Consider the following 16,294-nt stretch of genomic DNA (forward strand, 5'->3'; position numbering starts at 1 on the left):
CACTGTCCGTGGTCCGCTGGCCCGCCTAGCGTGCGAAGCATGGATCTCCGCGAACTCGACCGCCGCGCCCTGCTCGTCCTCGACAAGATCGTCGCCGCCGTCACCCCCGCCGACCTCGCCCGCCCCACTCCGTGCGCGGGCTGGACGCTGGCCGACCTGCTGCGCCACCAGGTCAGCGAAAACCACGCCTTCGCGACCGCCGCCCGCGAGGGCTCGGCGCCGGACTGGGACGCGGGCGACCTCGGCGACGACGCCCCGGCCGCGTACCAGGCCTCCGTCGACGACTTCCTCGACGCCTTCGCCGACGACGCCGTGCTGGAGCGGCAGCTCACGATCAACCACTTCGGCACGTTCCCCGGCCCGATCGCCGCCCACATGCACCTGGTCGACACCGTCGCGCACGGCTGGGACCTGGCGCGCACGCTGGGCCTGCCCTACGAGCCCGACGCCGAAGCCGTGCACGTCGCCCTCAAGCTCGCCGAGCGGATCCCGGACGAAGGGCGCGAGAAGAACAACTCGTTCGCCCACAGCGTCGAGGTCCCCGCGGACGCGAGCGAACTGGACCGGTTCCTGGCCCTGCTCGGCCGCGATCCCGCTTGGACTGTCAGCTGACCTCGGCGACCGGGGCGCTCCAGGTGTCGCACGCCTTCGTCGTCTTGCCGTCGTAGCCCGCCTTCGCCCAGGAGAGCTGGTGCGCGCGGGAGCCGTGGGTGTCGCTGTCGTTGGCCCGGCCGTAGTCGGCGACGGCGGCGTTCGCCAGCGACCGGCTGATCGAGCCCGTGCCGGCGACGGCCGCCAGGAAGAGCGCGCCGAAGCAGTTGGCCTGCAGCTCGATCCGGCGCACGACCTCCTTGTCGGCCGCGCTGTCCTCGTTCGGCGACGTCATCTTGTCCGCCGCCGCCGACAGGATGCCGCTCTCGCGCTGCACGTGGTGGCCGTATTCGTGGGCGATCGTCGCGATGTGCCGGGCCTTGTTCAGACCGGCGTCGGCCAGCATCCAGTCGGTCGGGGCGTAGATCGTGGTGTCGCCGCCGCAGTAGTAGGCGACGGCTTCGTTCTCCGTCGGCGCCTTCCCGCACGCGCTCTCCTTGGGCAGCGTCACCTGGACGGAGGCGAGCAGCCTCGGCTCGTTCGCCTTGTCCAGTGCGGGCCGCCAGGACTCCTGCAAGCAGCCGACGAGACTGCCGTAGTACGCCTTGAGCTGGTCGGGGGCCCGGCCGAGGTCGGGCAGGGTGCACGTCGCGGGCCCCGGCGAGATGTCGTCGGCGAGCAGCGGGTTGCGGGCCAGCTCCGGCACGGGCTTCACTTCCGTGCCGGTGCCGCCGTACGCGCGACCGGTGTCGGCGCCCGGCGCGGCGTACGCGTGCCCGTCGACGCGGCGCGGGATGGTGGCCGCGACCAGGGAGATCGTCAGCACGACGATCAGCACTCCGGCAACGGCGCCCCAGAGCCGGTTGCGCGGCGGCGCGATCGGGACGGGCGGCGCGGCGGCCCAGTTCGGCGCCCACGGGTTCGGCTCCGGCGCCCACGCGGGCTCCGGCGGCCGGGCCGTCCCCGGCGGTGACGGCTCGGCGTCGTTCACGGTCTCCCCCTGCTCGGTGGCACCAGCATACGGATCACCCGGGAGGCCGGGATCACGAAACGAAAACGCCACCCGGTGGCCGTCCGGGCCCGGCTCGGGCAAGACTGGGGGAATGAGTGTGGAGGACCCGTACCTGTGGCTGGAAGACGTGACCGGCGACGACGCGCTGGACTGGGTGCGCGCCCGCAACGGTGAGACGCTCGCCGAGCTGACCACCGGAGCGCGCTTCGCCGAGCTGCGTGACGAGCTGCGCGAAGTGCTCGACGCCGACGACCGGATCCCGTACGTGCGCCGCCGCGGCGAGTTCCTCTACAACTTCTGGCAGGACGCGAGCCACCCGCGTGGCCTGTGGCGGCGGACGACGCTGGAGTCCTACCGGCAGGCGGAGCCCGAGTGGGAGCTGTTGCTCGACGTCGACGCGCTGGCCGAGGCCGAAGGCGAGAACTGGGTCTGGCAGGGCGCCACCGTGCTGCGCCCGGGCTACCGGCGCGGCCTGGTCGAGCTGTCCCGCGGCGGCGCGGACGCCACCGTCGTGCGCGAGTTCGACCTCGACGCGCACGAGTTCGTCGCGGACGGCTTCACCGTGCCCGAGGCCAAGACGCGGATCGGCTGGATCGACGAGGACCGCGTCTACGTCGGGACGGACTTCGGCCCCGGCACGCTGACCAGCTCCGGTTACCCGCGATTGGCGAAGGAGTGGCGGCGCGGCACCCCGCTGGAAGACGCGGTCACCGTCTACGAGGGCAAGCCCGACGACGTCTCGATCGGCGCGTCCCACGACCCGACCGAGGGCTTCGAGCGCGACTTCGTCAGCCGCGCGATCGACTTCTACCGCTCCGAGCTGTACCTGCGCACGCCCGAGGCACTGGTCAAGATCGACGTCCCGGACGACGCGAGCGCGTCGGTGCACCGCGAGTGGCTGCTGGTCCGGCCGCGGACGGCGTGGACCGTCGACAGCACCGAGCACCCCGCCGGCTCACTGCTCGCCATCCGCTTCGACGACTTCCTGGCCGGCGACCGCACGTTCGCGACACTTTTCACGCCGGACGAGCACACCTCGCTCGACTACTGGGCCTGGACGCGCAACCACCTGCTGCTGGGCACGCTGCGCGACGTCCGCACCGAGCTGCGCACCCTGACACCGGGCCCGGACGGCTGGACCGACGAGCCGCTGTCGGGCGGCCCGGAGTTCGGCAGCGCGGACATCTTCGACACCGATCCCGACGTCAGCGACGAGTACCTGCTCAACTCCAGCGGCTTCCTCCAGCCGTCGACGCTGAGCTACGGCCAGGTCGGCGAAGAGGTCGAAGTGCTGAAGCAGGCTCCGGCGTTCTTCGACGCGTCGGGCATGAGCGTCGCGCAGTACTTCGCGACGTCGGAGGACGGCACGAAGATCCCGTACTTCGTCGTCCGGCCGTCCGGTGCGGAAGGCGGCCCGACGCTGCTGACCGGATACGGCGGCTTCGAGGTGTCGCTGACGCCGTCCTACAGCGGGATGATCGGCCGCGGCTGGCTCTCGCGCGGCGGCACGTACGTCGTCGCGAACATCCGCGGCGGCGGCGAGTACGGGCCGGGCTGGCACACGCAGGCGATCAAGGCCGAGCGCCACCGCGTGTACGAGGACTTCGCGGCAGTGGCGTCGGACCTGGTCTCGCGGGGCATCACGACGCCCGCGAAGCTGGGCATCCAGGGCGGCAGCAACGGCGGCCTGCTGATGGGCGTCATGCTCACGCGCTACCCGGAGCGGTTCGGCGCGATCGTCAGCCAGGTGCCGCTGCTGGACATGCGGCGCTACCACCTGCTGCTGGCCGGCGCGTCCTGGATGGCCGAGTACGGCGACCCGGACGAGGCCGCGGAATGGGAGTACATCGCGAAGTACTCGCCGTACCAGAACGTCCACAGTGGACGCACATATCCGCCCTCGCTGTTCGTGACGTCGACGCGCGACGACCGCGTGCACCCCGCCCACGCCCGCAAGATGGTGGCGCGGATGCGTGAGCAGGGGCACGACGTCCGGTATCACGAAAACATCGAAGGCGGCCACGGCGCCGCGGCGGACAACGAGCAGCTCGCCTTCAAGTGGGCGCTGGTGTTCGAGTTCCTGTGGGAGCAGCTCACGAAGTGACCCGCGCGAGCACGACGCCGCCGACGACCAGGGCCAGCGCGGCCACCCGGCCGACGCTCAGCGGGTCCTTGTTGACGACGACGCCGAGCACGATCGCCCCGACGGCGCCGATCCCGGTGAACACGGCGTAGGCCGTGCCCACCGGGACGGTGTCCATCGCGCGCGAAAGCAGGTAGACGGCGGCCGCGCCGAGCACGAAGCACAGGAGCGTCGGCCACGGCCGGGTGAAGTTCTCCGTCGGCTTGATGCTCTGCGACCAGGCGATTTCGACGAGCCCGGCGAAGACGAGCGTCACCCAGCCCATCAGATCGCCCCGAGCGCGGCTTCGCGCGACGCCTTCCGTTCGCCGTCGCGCGCGGCGAGGTGCGGGTCGACCAGGGCGTTGGTCAGCTCGGCGTGCACGAACCGGACGTCGTCGACGTCGTAGTGCCCGGCGATGAAGTCCCGCAGGTACCGCTCGTGGTGGTCGAAGCGGGCTCGCGGAGTGCCCTCCGCGTAGGTGCCGCCGCGGGCGCCGGCGATCACGAACGCCTTGCCCTTGAGGGACATGCGCGGGAACGTCACCTGGTCGATCCAGGCCTTGAGCGCGGCCGGGATGGAGAAGTTGTACATCGGCGCGCCGATCAGGACGACGTCGGCTTCGAGCAGTTCGGCGAGCAGCGGCTCGATGACGGCCCAGGCCCGCTGCTGCGCGGGCGTTTCGACGACCTCGGCGTAGCGCGCCGGGTCGGTGATCCCCTTCGCGAGCAGGGCGTCGCAGATTTCGGTCCAGGCCTCGCCGATCACCGGCACGGGATCGGCGGCGAGGTCGCGGTAGGTCCGGGTGCCGGTCCAGCGGGCGGCGTAGCGCGCGGACAGCTCCCGCGAGAACGACGTGCGGCGGGCGCTGGAGTCGAGGTGCAGCAGGTGGGTCACGGTTCCTCCTCAAGTGGACGCGGTGTCCACTTACCTCCAACTGGACGTCGCGTCCGCTTATTCCCTAGGCTCGAGCCATGCCCGAACGCGCCGACGCGGCCCGCAACCGCGCCAAGATCCTCGCGGCGGCCGAGCGGCTGTTCACCACCCACGGCGCGGCCGAGGTGACGATGGAGGACATCGCCCGGGCCGCCGGCGTCGGCCGCGGCACGCTCTACCGCCGCTACCCGGACCGCGCGTCGATCGCGGTGGCGCTGCTGGACGAGCACGAGCGCCGCCTGCAGGAGTCCCTCCTCCGCGGCGACCCCCCACTGGGCCCGGGCGCTCCCCCGGCGTCCCGGCTGGCGGCGTTCTACGAGGCGATGGTGGAGCTGCTGGCGCGGCACGCGCACCTGGTGCTGGGCGCGGAGGTCGGCCATTCGCGGTTCACGACGGGCGCGTACGGGTTCTGGCGCACGCACGTCCGGGTGCTGGCGGAGGCGGCGGGGGCGGCGGATCCGGACGTGCTAGCGGACGTGCTGCTGGCTCCGTTGGCGCCGGAGCTGTTCCTGCACCAGATGTCGCGGGGCGTGTCGGTGGAACGGATCACGGCGACGTTGCGAGGGCTGGCCGTTCTGCTGGAGACGAAGTGAGGTGTCCGCCGGCCGGTGCCGAGTGGGTGGTGCAGCACTCGACGTGCAGCAACGCCATGGGGTTGCGGCGCGGATAGGGGCTCCAGGTGCCCAGGCCGATTTCCGCGCAACAGTGGGCACCGGGGTCCTCGGCGAGCCGGGCAGGACTGTCTTCGACCAGGGCGCGCACCTCGTCGCCCGCGACGCCGGGAAGCCCAGGCTGTGGTGCAGCAGCACCAGGTCGAGCCGCCTTCCGCCGGGCTCTTCGTCGCAGTGGATCGTGCTCGTCCGAAGCGGGAAGTGGACGATGCTGTGCGGCGAGCGGGCCGCCAGCCACCACGCGAACGCGAAGTCCGCGGACGCGACCCGGTCGACGGTGTCCGTCGGCGCCGAAACGATAGGCGCCGGTGGAGGCGAGGGGCCACCGGTTTACCTAAACGAGCCCGCGCGGCCGGGCCCGTTTCGGGCGGTACCGCGGCTTCGGTTTCGGTTCCTCACCCCGGATTCGCGCGAGCGCGGATTCGAACGCCGTGAGCACGTCAGCCACGAACACCAGCCTGCCGACGCCGAGGCGGTGCAGGGCCGGGCCGTGGTCGGCGGCCACCGTCACCGCCACGCCGATCAGGAGCACCCGCCAAGCGCCGAACACCGCAGCGCGCACCGGCTCGGGGAAGCGGGCGAAGCCGATGCGGAGGCGGTGGCAGTGGAACGGGACGTGGCGCTCCTCGTCGGCGAGGATGCGGGCCGCGACCTGGGTCACCAGGGGGTCGGCCGTGCCGCCGCGCAAGGCGCGGTAGTACCGCAGCGCGACGACCTCGGCGATGAGCAGCACCATCAGCTCGAGCCGCAGGCCGAGCGCCCGCCGCAACCGCACGAACACCGTGTCGGACCAGTGCGTTCCGATGGTGGGGACACCGGCGGCCCCGAGGAGTTCGGCGAGCATCCGGGCGTGGTTCTGCTCCTCGGCGACGAAGAGCTTGACCGCAGCGAGGTAGACGTCGTCGCCGGCGGCTTTCGCGATGAGATTGGCGCCGTCGCCGGCTTCGCCGACCTGGAACCGCTGCACGCTCCGCGCGATGGCGGGGTCGAGGCTCGCCCCGCGTGACCACGGCGGGTCGTCGCGCTGCCGCCTGCGTTCCGCTTCGGTTTCGAAGTCCTGGAGCCACTGTGCGTAAGTCATCGCGCCCATGATGCCCGGCACCTGCGGACGTCGTGGGTTGCTTCCGTGGAGATCCGGTGAAGGCCGAGCCGGGGCCACCGGGCGGGTGGCGGGACACGCGTGCGTCCCGCCACCCAGGGCCGTCAGCTACAACCCGAGGTCGCGCCGCAGCCTTCGCAGGCGTAGCACGAGCCGGCCGGGCGCATCTTGGTGCCGCACGTCATGCAGAGCGGGGCGTCCGCCGCCTTGCCGAGGCGGAGCTCCATCAGCTCCGTCGTCGTCTGGGCTTCGCGGTGCGGGTGCTCGGTTTCCTCCGCGTGCGGCTCCGGCGAGGAGTCCACTGTGGAACGCAGGACGTCGAGGTCGACGTTCGGGGCGCCGTAGCTCGCCTCGACCTCCGCCGAGCGCTCGTCCGCCGACAGGATGCCCAGCTGCGAACGCTTTTCGTACGGCAGGTAGTCCAGCGCCAGGCGGCGGAAGAGGTAGTCCATCACGCTCGTCGCGATGCGGATGTCCGGGTCGTCGGTCATGCCCGCCGGCTCGAAGCGCAGGTTCGAGAACTTCGAGACGTAGAACTCGAGCGGGATGCCGTGCTGCAGGCCGACCGAAATGGACATCGAGAACGCGTCCATCACGCCCGCCAGGGTCGAGCCCTGCTTGCCGAGCTTGACGAAGATCTCGCCGAGGCCGTCGTCCGGGTACGAGCCCGCCGTCAGGTAGCCCTCCGCGCCCCCGACCGTGAACGAGACCGTCTGGCTCGGGCGCTTCTTCGGCAGGCGCTTGCGGACCGGGCGGTACTCGACGACCTTCTCCGGCTCGGCCTCGGCCTTTTCCTTCTTCGCCGTCGACAGCGGCTGGCCGACCTTGCAGTTGTCGCGGTAGATCGCGAGGGCCTTGAGGCCGAGCTTCCAGCCCTGGAAGTAGATCTCCTCGACCTCTTCGACCGTCGCCGACTCCGGCATGTTGACCGTCTTCGAGATCGCGCCCGACAGGAACGGCTGCACCGCGGCCATCATCCGGACGTGGCCCATCGGGGCGATCGAGCGCTCGCCGACCGCGCAGTCGAACACCTCGTAGTGCTCCGGCCGCAGGCCCGGCGCGTCGACGACGTGGCCGTGCTGCGCCACGTACTCGACGATCGCCTCGACCTGCTCGTCCGGGTAGCCGAGCGCGGTGAGCGCGCGCGGCACCGTCTGGTTGACGATCTGCATCGAGCCGCCGCCGACGAGCTTCTTGAACTTGACCAGCGAAAAGTCCGGCTCGATGCCGGTCGTGTCGCAGTCCATCATGAAGCCGATGGTGCCGGTGGGCGCGAGCACGGACGCCTGCGCGTTGCGCCAGCCGTGCTTCGTGCCGATGTCGATGCCCTTCTTCCACTCCTCCGTCGCCAGCGCGCGGACCGCGGCGTCGTTCGAGTGGTAGGTGCGGACCAGCTCGTTCGCCGCCGCGTGCTTGCGCATCACGCGCTGGTGCGACTCGGCGTTGCGCGCGTAACCCTCGTACGCGCCGACGGCCTGGGCCAGCTCCGCCGAACGCCGGTAGGAAACGCCGGTCATCAGCGACGTGATCGCCGCCGCGAGCGCGCGGCCGCCGTCGGAGTCGTACGCGTGGCCCAGCGCCATCAGCAGCGCGCCGAGGTTCGCGTAACCGATGCCGAGCTGGCGGAACTTCCGCGTGGTGTCGGCGATCGGCTCGGTCGGGAAGTCCGCGAAGCAGATCGAGATGTCCATCGCCGTGATGACGAACTCGACGGCGCGCGCGAACAGCTGCGCGTCGAACGTGCCCTCGGGCGTGACGAACTTGAGCAGGTTCAGCGAGGCGAGGTTGCAGCTCGAGTTGTCGAGGTGCATGTACTCGCTGCACGGGTTCGACGCGGTGATCCGGCCGGACTCGGGGCAGGTGTGCCAGTCGTTGATCGTGCCGTCGTACTGGATGCCGGGGTCGGCGCACTCCCACGCGGCCTGCGCGACGCTGCGAAAGAGCTTCTTGGCGTCGGTCCGGTCGATCACCTCGCCGGTGAGCCGGGCGCGCAGGCCGAAGTCGGTGCCGTTCTCGACCGCCTGCATGAACTCGTCGGACACGCGGACCGAGTTGTTCGCGTTCTGGTACTGCACGGAGGAGATGTCCGCGCCGGAGAGGTCCATGTCGAACCCGGCGTCGCGGAGAACCTTGATCTTCTCCTCTTCGCGGGCCTTCGTCTGGACGAACTCCTCGATGTCCGGGTGGTCGATGTCGAGCACGACCATCTTCGCCGCGCGCCGGGTGGCGCCGCCGGACTTGATGGTGCCCGCGGACGCGTCGGCGCCGCGCATGAACGAGACCGGGCCGGACGCGGTGCCGCCGGAGGTCAGCAGCTCCTTCGAGGAGCGGATGCGGGAGAGGTTCAGCCCGGCGCCGGAGCCGCCCTTGAAGATCAGGCCCTCTTCGCGGTACCAGTTGAGGATCGACTCCATCGTGTCGTCGACGGCGAGGATGAAACACGCCGAGACCTGCTGCTTCGACGACGTGCCGACGTTGAACCAGACCGGGGAGTTGAAGCTGAACACCTGGTGCAGCAGCATCCAGGTGAGCTCGTGCTCGAAGATTTCGAGGTCCTGCGGCGAGGCGAAGTAGCCGTGGTCGCGCGCGGCCTTGACGTAGGTCTTCACGACTCGGTCGATGAGCTGCTTGAGGCTGCGCTCGCGCTGCGGGCTGCCGACGGCGCCGCGGAAGTACTTGCTGGTGACGATGTTGGTGGCGTTGACCGACCAGAACTCGGGGAACTCCACGCCGCGCTGCTCGAAGTTGACCGAGCCGTCGCGCCAGTTCGTCATCACGACGTCGCGCTGTTCCCAGGTCACCTGGTCGTAGGGGTGCTGCCCCTCGGTGGTGAAGACGCGCTTCACGCTCAGCCCGCCGGCCGCCTTGCTCTTCTTGCCGGCGGCCGCGCCGGCCCCGGTTCCCACGGTTTCGGTCATCGGTCGAACCCTCACTCCCGCAGCGGGACGGCTCAATCGCCGTCTTCGCGCTGATCGCTCTCCTCCGGAGCAGCAGCACCCGCCATGGCCTCACGAAGATCGGCGATCTCCTTCTCGAAGTCCTCGACCGACGAGAAAGAGCGGTAGACGCTGGCGAACCGGAGGTAGGCGACCCCGTCGAGCTCACGCAGCGGGCCCAGGATGGCCAGGCCGACCTCGTGACTCGGGATCTCCGCCAGACCGGCGGAGCGGATCGACTCCTCCACGCGCTGCGCGAGCTGCTGCAGCGCGTCGTCGTCGACCGGCCTGCCCTGGCAGGCGCGGCGGACGCCGCTCACCACCTTGTCCCGGCTGAACTGTTCGGTGACCCCGGACCGCTTGACGACGGCGAGCACCATCGTCTCCGAAGTCGTGAACCGCCGTCCGCACGACGCGCACGAGCGCCGCCTGCGGATCGCCTGGCCTTCATCCACCTCTCGGGAGTCGACGACCCGAGAGTCCGCATGCCGGCAGAACGGGCACCTCATCCGCCGATCACCTTCCCCTCCGCGCTCGCCGCCCCGGTCGACGTCCCCCGGCCACCACGCGTGGCCGTGCCGCGACCGCCCGGTACCCCTGCACCTGGTGATCGACTTGTGGACATCCGGTGGGTAAAAGACGGCCAGCTGTGGACAACTGCTGCCCAGTCTACCCCAACCTGTGGACCAACTACAGCGGTGTAACTACTACATATAGCGGGCGAGAGTAGAACCCGGGACGGGCTCGCGCAAGCCGCGCGGGCGTGTCGGCCCCGCCCGGGTGAGTGCCCCGGGAAGCGCGGGTGCGCACCTCGCCGCGGCGCCTCCCGTCGCGAGTGGACCCGAGCAGCCCGGGCCCGTTTCGCCGACGCGGCAAGCCGTCGCGGCGGCTCCCGAGCGGCCCGGCCGGAGATTCACCGGGCCGGGTGAAATCACGCCGGGCGCCGGTAACGCCGTTTCGCGGCCGCCTCGACTCGGCACCTCCGGAGAAGGAAGACGGCATCACGGGACATCGGCGACCGGGACGGTGAGGGGCAGCCCGGGCACCAGGACGGCCCGGTCCAGGCGGTTCAGCTCCTTGATCCGGGCCACGACCGCGCCCGGCTCGCTCTCCGGGGCGAAGCGCGCGGCCAGCGAAGACAGCGTGTCGCCCGGCCCGACCGACACCGTCGTGGTCCGCTCCGGCACGGGGGCGCCCGAAGCACCGCCGCCCAGCAGGCCCAGCCCGGCGACCACCAGGCAGCTCGCGACGGCGAGCGCGGCGAGCCACGGCCACCGCACCGGCACGCGCCGCGGCGCCGCGCAGGGCGAGCCTGCCGGGCGGCGGCCCGCCACGACCCGGGCGCGTGTCGGCGGGCGGTCCACCTCGCCGCGGCGCCCGCGCAGCACGCGGACGGGCCGGAGCGGCGCCGGGACCGGGGTCGCCGGGCGGGCGTGCCCGCGTTCGGCCAGAATGGACATCCGAACCTCCTCGAAACCCTGGTGTCCGCCCGTTTCCCGGGCCGGGAGCGGCCCGTGGATCAAGGTCGAACAAGCGTTCTATCGAACGCCCGTGCGAAGGTCTACCACCTACCACCGACAAAATCGAGCGGACACGGCGTGTCGATCGAACAGATGTTTGAAATCGTCGTGCCCGGGGGCTAACGTCGGTGACCAGGGCATCTGCCGGGCAGGTGCCGCCCGGCGAGGCTGCCCGCACCCGGCGGGCGGCGGCCGGCGCGCAGATACGTGCAGCGAACGTCTGGGAGGCGACGCAGTGGCGAAGGAGAACAAGGCGGGCAGGACCAGTGGGTCCCCCGGTGACTCGGGCAAGGTGCACGCCATGCCCGAGGTGTACGACGTGGACGAGACCCTCACCGTCCGCCAGCAGCAGGTCCTCGACGTGATCCGCTCGTGGGTGAGCCGGTTCGGCTACCCGCCGAGCGTCCGCGAGATCGGCGAAGCGGTCGGGCTGACGTCGACGTCGTCGGTCTCCCACCAGCTGCGCGCGCTGCAGCGCAAGGGTTACCTGCGCCGGGACGCGAACCGCCCGCGCGCGGTCGGCGTCCTCTCGGCGACCGACGACAACCCCATGGGCATCGAGATGGACCAGCAGCCGGTGATGCCGAAGGCGGCGTACGTGCCGCTGGTCGGCCGGATCGCCGCCGGTGGCCCGGTGCTGGCCGAGCAGGCCATCGAGGACGTCTTCCCGCTGCCGCGGGAGATCGTCGGCGAGGGCGAGCTGTTCCTGCTCAAGGTCACCGGCGACTCGATGGTCGACGCGGCCATCACCGACGGCGACTGGGTCGTGGTCCGCCAGCAGCCGGACGCCGACAACGGCGAGATCGTCGCGGCGATGATCGACGGCGAGGCCACGGTCAAGACGTTCAAGCGCAAGAACGGCCACATCTGGCTGATGCCGCACAACGAGGCGTACGAGCCGATCCCCGGCGACGACGCGACGGTGCTCGGCAAGGTCGTCGCGGTCCTGCGCCGCCTTTAGGAAGGTGCTCCCGGGCTTTCGCACGGCCCGGGAGGTTCACCGGATCGGCTGATCTTCGGCCGTGGGGAGCCGAAGGTCAGCGGCGGGCGCGGCGACGCATCCTGCTGAAGCCGAACCAGCCGACGCCGACCACCGCGAGCGTGATCCCGGCGGCGGGCAGGACGGGGAGCCCGGCCCCGTCCCCCGCCGAGCCGGACGACGCGCCGGTGCCGGTCGAGGTCGTCCCCTCCGCCGGTGCGCCGGACTGCGCGGCCAGCGCCGCCGCGCCCCGCACCGTGCGGAGGGGCTGGCCCACGCCTTCGCTGCCCGAGACCAGGGTGCCGTCGGGGTCGAAGGCGATCGCCTCGCCCTGCTTCTCCCCCGGCAACGGGATCCGGACGGGGTTGCGCTGCAGCGCAGCCAGGAGATCGCCGTCCGGCACCGCGTACACGTAGGCGTCGGTGTAGGTCCGCAGCGCGACGACACTGCCGTCGGCCATCGACGCGCCGCCGGTGACCAGCACCGAGCCGATCGAGCCGACCGGCCCGCCCTGGGTGTCCGTCGTCTGGATCTTCAGCGAGCCGACCTTCTCCAGGTTGGTCGGGCCCGGGCTCGCCATCGGCCCGGAAGGCCGGTACACGCGAGCTTCGCCCAGGATGTCCTTGGTGATCAGGTACGGCGTCCCCGACTTGTCCATCAGCAGCGCTTCGGTGTCGTGCTGGCCGTCGGGGTAGGTCAGCCGGTGCACGGTGACCTTGCCTTCGGGGCTCATCTCCAGCAGGGCGACCGTCAGCCGCCCCTTCTGGTTGTCCCCGGTGTCGGACAGCCACAGCCGCCCGTCGGGCGTGCGGGCCAGGTCCTCGACGTCGAACGGGTCGGTCTTGTCCGACAGGACCTTCTGGACCTTGCAGTCGCGGCCGAGCACGAACACCTGGGTCTTCGTGCCGCCGTCGTTGATCGCGTAGAACTTCGAGCCGTCGGAGACCAGGCCGGACAGCTCGCCGAGGCGGGAGTCCTTCACCGTGCACAACGGCTGGGGTGTCTCGGCCGCCGACGCGGGCACCGCCCCCGCGAACACGGCCATGAAGACGAGAACGACAGCCCAGCGCACCCAGCCACCTCCGTAGTGTGCGATCCCGGTGGACCGCACACTACGGAGACGTGTCAGGCCCTGGTCGAGTTGGTCTCGTACTCGCGCAAAGCCGCCGCGAGGTCCGGACGGACCCGCACCAGCAGGCGCGTGCCGTCCTCGGCGTGCTCCTCTTCGAGGACCTCGCCGTCGGCGTGCGCCCGCGCGACCAGCTCGCCGCGCGCGTAGGGCACGAGGACCTCGACGGTGACCTCCGGCCGCGGCAGGCGGTCGGCGAGCACCTCGACGAGCTCCGGGATGCCCGCCCCGGTCCGCGCCGAGACCTGGACCGAGCCGGCCAGCGCGTGCCGCAGCCGGGCGAGGCTGACCTCGTCGGAGGCGTCGATCTTGTTGATCACCAGCAGCTCCGGCGGGAGCGGCTCCTTGCGCTTGCGGGTGATCTCGCCGAGCACCTCGCGCACGGCGCTGACCTGCTCCTCCGGCGCCGGGTCGGACCCGTCCACCACGTGCAGCAGCAGGTCCGCGTCCGCGGCCTCCTCCAGCGTCGAGCGGAACGCGTCCACCAGCTGGTGCGGCAGGTGCCGCACGAAGCCGACGGTGTCGGTCAGCGTGTAGCCGCGCCCGTCCGCGGTCTGCGCGCGCCGCGTGGTCGGGTCGAGGGTGGCGAACAGCGCGTCCTCCACCAGCACCCCGGCCCCGGTCAGCGCGTTGAGCAGGCTCGACTTGCCGGCGTTGGTGTAGCCGACGATCGCCACGCTGGGCACCTCGTTGGCCAGCCGCCGCCCACGCTTGGTCTCGCGGATGGTGTCCATGGCCGCGATCTCCCGGCGCAGCTTCGCCACGCGCTTGTTGATCCGCCGCCGGTCGGTCTCGAGCTTGGTCTCACCGGGACCACGGAGGCCGACGCCGCCGTTCGCGCCGCCGGCACGGCCACCGGCCTGCCGGGACAGCGACGCACCCCACCCGCGCAGCCGCGGGATCAGGTACTGCAGCTGGGCCAGCTCGACCTGCGCCTTGCCCTCCTTGGACCGGGCGTGCTGGGCGAAGATGTCGAGGATCAGGGCGGTCCGGTCGATGACCTTGACCTTGACCTTCTCCTCGAGCTGCCGCAGCTGGCCCGGCGAAAGCTCGCCGTCGCAGATCACGGTGTCGGCGCCGGTGGAACCGACGATGTCCCGCAGCTCCTTGACCTTGCCCGAGCCGATGTAGGTGGCCGGGTCCGGCTTCGGCCGCCGCTGGATGAGGCCTTCGAGGACCTCCGAGCCCGCCGTCTCGGCCAGGCGCGCCAGCTCGGCCAGCGACGCCTCGGACTGCAGGGCCGTGCCCTCGGTCCACACGCCGACCAGCACGACGCGTTCCAGCCGCAGTTGCCGGTACTCGACCTCGGTGACGTCCTCGAGCTCCGTGGACAGTCCCGCGACGCGCCGCAGCGAAGCGCGGTCCTCGAGCTCCATCTCGCCGGTCGAGGGGTCGTACAGCTCGTCGTCGTGGTCTTCGGTGTGTGTCAGTTCTGTCATCGTGCCTCCATGTTCCCACGTTTCGCCGCGGGAACCGAACTTTTACGTGCTGGGATAGGTGGCGAGGTAGACCGCGGTGCGCTCGGCGCCGGGACGGCGGGGGCGCGCGCGGAACTCCTCGAGCAGGGCGTTGAGCCGCGATTCCAGCTCCGCCCGCTCCTCGGGGGCCACCTGGACGACCAGGCGCGTCTGGTGCACGCCCTCGAATCCGGTGTCGGCGATCTCGGCCAGATAGGCCTCGAGAACCGCCTGCTCCACGTCCTTGTCACCGCATGAGTCGAGTGTCCACGAAAGCCCTGTCGAAAGATACGGGATTTCCCGGGCGCCCCGGGCACCGCGGCGCGGCGGCTGCGCGGCGAGGAAGCCGGTCTCGACGAGCTTGCGCACGTGGTGCAGCGTCGTCGCCGGGTCCCGGCCCAGCCTTTCGGCGAGCTCCTTGTTCGTCAGCGCCTCCGAGAAGGTCAACCGGATGATGCGCAGCCGTATTCCGGACGCCAGCGCGGCGGCCTCGGCTTCGGTGGCGGTACGTCGTTTCCCGGGTGGCACGGGTTCAGCCTAGAGCGATAGTGATTGACACTTTCCAATCACTCCCGTCAGACTCGGCCCATGCGCAGGGGGTCACTGTTCTTCCACGCCGACTTCCGGCGGCTCTGGGCCGGGGACACGGCCAGCCAGCTCGGCACCACGGTCGGGTACACCGCGATTCCGCTGCTCGCGGCGGTGACGCTGGCCGCGACGCCGTTCGAGATGGGCCTGCTGACCGCGGCCCAGACGCTCGCGTTCCTGCTGATCGGCCTGCCCGCCGGCGTCTGGGTCGACCGGCTGCGCCGCCGCCGGGTCATGCTCGCCGCCGACTTCACCCGCTTCGCGCTGCTGCTGAGCGTGCCGCTCGCCTGGTGGGCCGGGGTGCTGACGCTCGCGCAGCTGCTGGTCGTCGTGCTGTTCGTGGGTGTCGCGACCGTGTTCTTCGACGTCGCCTACCAGTCGTACCTGCCCTCGCTCGTCGGCCGGGAGCGCCTGCTGGAAGGCAACGCCAAGCTGCAGGCCGTCCAGTCGGTCGCGGGCATCGCCGGGCCGAGCGGCGCCGGCGTGCTGATCCAGCTGGTGAGCGCGGCGAACACGGTGCTGGTCACCGCCGTGGGCTACCTGGCGTCGGCGCTGTGCCTGCTGCGCATCCGCGCGGTCGAGCCGGAACCGGAGCGCACCGGCCACGCCCGGCTGCTGCCGCAGATCGCCGAAGGGCTGCGGTTCGTCTTCTCCGACAAGCCGTTGCGCGCCAGCGTCGCCTGCACGGCGACGGCGAACCTCTTCAACGGCGCCTTCACCGCCGTCGAAGTGCTGTTCCTGACGCGCACCGTCGGGCTGCCCCCGGCCGCGGTCGGCGTGCTGCTGGCCGCCGGCGGCGCGGGCGGGATCCTGGGCGCGATCGTCGCCGGCGCGCTGTTCCGGCGGATCGGCCACGCCCGCGCGATCTGGCTGGTCCCCCTGCTCACCTGGCCGGCGCACCTGCTGGTCCCGCTCGCCGCGCCGGGCTGGCGGCTCGGGCCGGCCGCGATCGGGCTGGTCGTCTGCGGGTTCGGGATCATCGTCTACAACGTCGCCTCGGTCTCCTACCGGCAGGCGATCTGCCCGGACCGGCTGCTGGGGCGGATGAACGCGAGCGCGCGGTTCGTCGTCTGGGGCACGATCCCGCTCGGCGGGCTGCTGGGCGGCGCGCTCGGCGAAGGGCTCGGGCTGCGCGGTGCGATGTGGGTGGCCGTGGCGGGCGAGGCGGCCGCGGCGCTGTGGGTCGTCTGCTCGCCGCTGCGGAAGATGCGCGACCTGCCCACCGTGGGAAAAGCAGGTGTGGCCGCCGCCTAG

Annotated in this window: 15 protein-coding genes; 5 read left to right on the forward strand and 10 right to left on the reverse strand. The window is 71.4% G+C overall.

Going from position 1 to position 16,294, the window contains the following annotated elements:
* Positions 1–39 precede the first annotated feature (39 nt).
* Complete coding sequence (locus EIY87_RS06440; RefSeq protein ID WP_191983979.1) at positions 40–612, forward strand: TIGR03086 family metal-binding protein; 573 nt, start codon at positions 40–42, stop codon at positions 610–612.
* Here the strand turns inward: EIY87_RS06440 and EIY87_RS06445 are convergent.
* Positions 605–1,582, reverse strand: a complete 978-nt coding sequence (locus tag EIY87_RS06445) for a neutral zinc metallopeptidase (protein WP_125306739.1) — start codon at positions 1,580–1,582, stop codon at positions 605–607. The genes EIY87_RS06440 and EIY87_RS06445 overlap by 8 nt on opposite strands.
* A 112-nt stretch (positions 1,583–1,694) precedes the next feature.
* On the opposite strand from EIY87_RS06445, the gene EIY87_RS06450 reads away from it, so the two are divergent.
* Positions 1,695–3,707: a prolyl oligopeptidase family serine peptidase gene (locus EIY87_RS06450; protein WP_125306740.1), complete on the forward strand. Its 2,013-nt coding sequence runs from the start codon at positions 1,695–1,697 to the stop codon at positions 3,705–3,707.
* Here the strand turns inward: EIY87_RS06450 and EIY87_RS06455 are convergent.
* Both EIY87_RS06455 and EIY87_RS06460 read right to left on the reverse strand, forming a co-directional pair.
* On the reverse strand, positions 3,697–4,011 hold the full coding sequence (locus EIY87_RS06455; RefSeq protein WP_086857929.1) for a DMT family transporter: 315 nt from the start codon (positions 4,009–4,011) through the stop codon (positions 3,697–3,699). The two genes, EIY87_RS06450 and EIY87_RS06455, sit on opposite strands and share 11 nt — an antisense overlap.
* Positions 4,011–4,622, reverse strand: a complete 612-nt coding sequence (locus EIY87_RS06460) for an FMN-dependent NADH-azoreductase (RefSeq protein ID WP_191983980.1) — start codon at positions 4,620–4,622, stop codon at positions 4,011–4,013. Before EIY87_RS06460 ends, EIY87_RS06455 begins: the two co-directional genes overlap by 1 nt.
* A gap of 77 nt (positions 4,623–4,699) precedes the next feature.
* Here EIY87_RS06460 and EIY87_RS06465 point away from each other — a divergent pair, with 77 nt between their 5' ends.
* On the forward strand, positions 4,700–5,254 hold the full coding sequence (locus tag EIY87_RS06465; protein WP_125306741.1) for a TetR/AcrR family transcriptional regulator: 555 nt from the start codon (positions 4,700–4,702) through the stop codon (positions 5,252–5,254).
* A 412-nt stretch (positions 5,255–5,666) separates the two neighbouring features.
* On the opposite strand, the gene EIY87_RS06470 is transcribed toward EIY87_RS06465, so the two are convergent.
* From EIY87_RS06470 to EIY87_RS06485, 4 genes are all read right to left on the reverse strand, one after another.
* Entirely contained in the window at positions 5,667–6,413 is a 747-nt protein-coding gene (locus EIY87_RS06470) for a ferritin-like domain-containing protein (protein WP_125306742.1), read from the reverse strand.
* 122 nt (positions 6,414–6,535) lie between these two features.
* Positions 6,536–9,349 carry a vitamin B12-dependent ribonucleotide reductase gene (locus tag EIY87_RS06475; protein ID WP_125306743.1) on the reverse strand — a complete coding sequence of 938 codons (2,814 nt, stop codon included), beginning with the start codon at positions 9,347–9,349 and terminating at the stop codon, positions 6,536–6,538.
* A gap of 32 nt (positions 9,350–9,381) precedes the next feature.
* Positions 9,382–9,876: a transcriptional regulator NrdR gene (gene nrdR / locus EIY87_RS06480; protein ID WP_125306744.1), complete on the reverse strand. Its 495-nt coding sequence runs from the start codon at positions 9,874–9,876 to the stop codon at positions 9,382–9,384.
* Between the two features lie 492 nt (positions 9,877–10,368).
* Positions 10,369–10,827 (reverse strand): LysM peptidoglycan-binding domain-containing protein, encoded by a 459-nt coding sequence (locus EIY87_RS06485; RefSeq protein WP_125306745.1) that lies wholly within the window; start codon positions 10,825–10,827, stop codon positions 10,369–10,371.
* A 361-nt stretch (positions 10,828–11,188) separates the two neighbouring features.
* Here EIY87_RS06485 and lexA point away from each other — a divergent pair, with 361 nt between their 5' ends.
* Entirely contained in the window at positions 11,189–11,848 is a 660-nt protein-coding gene (gene lexA / locus EIY87_RS06490; RefSeq protein ID WP_166639997.1) for a transcriptional repressor LexA, read from the forward strand.
* A 76-nt stretch (positions 11,849–11,924) separates the two neighbouring features.
* On the opposite strand, the gene EIY87_RS06495 is transcribed toward lexA, so the two are convergent.
* The 3 genes from EIY87_RS06495 to EIY87_RS06505 are packed head-to-tail and all read right to left on the reverse strand — an operon-like array spanning position 11,925 to position 14,980.
* Positions 11,925–12,938: an esterase-like activity of phytase family protein gene (locus EIY87_RS06495; RefSeq protein WP_125306747.1), complete on the reverse strand. Its 1,014-nt coding sequence runs from the start codon at positions 12,936–12,938 to the stop codon at positions 11,925–11,927.
* 53 nt (positions 12,939–12,991) lie between these two features.
* A complete protein-coding gene (hflX, locus tag EIY87_RS06500) occupies positions 12,992–14,434 on the reverse strand; it encodes a GTPase HflX (RefSeq protein WP_125306748.1) in 1,443 nt (480 codons plus the stop codon).
* Between the two features lie 42 nt (positions 14,435–14,476).
* The gene (locus EIY87_RS06505; RefSeq protein ID WP_125306749.1) at positions 14,477–14,980 is read right to left on the reverse strand and encodes an ArsR/SmtB family transcription factor; all 504 of its coding nucleotides are present in this window, start codon (positions 14,978–14,980) and stop codon (positions 14,477–14,479) included.
* 60 nt (positions 14,981–15,040) lie between these two features.
* Between EIY87_RS06505 and EIY87_RS06510 the strand changes: the two genes are divergently transcribed.
* Positions 15,041–16,294 (forward strand): MFS transporter, encoded by a 1,254-nt coding sequence (locus EIY87_RS06510; protein ID WP_125306750.1) that lies wholly within the window; start codon positions 15,041–15,043, stop codon positions 16,292–16,294.

The organism is Amycolatopsis eburnea, from assembly GCF_003937945.1.
GTDB classification, from domain to species: domain Bacteria; phylum Actinomycetota; class Actinomycetes; order Mycobacteriales; family Pseudonocardiaceae; genus Amycolatopsis; species Amycolatopsis eburnea.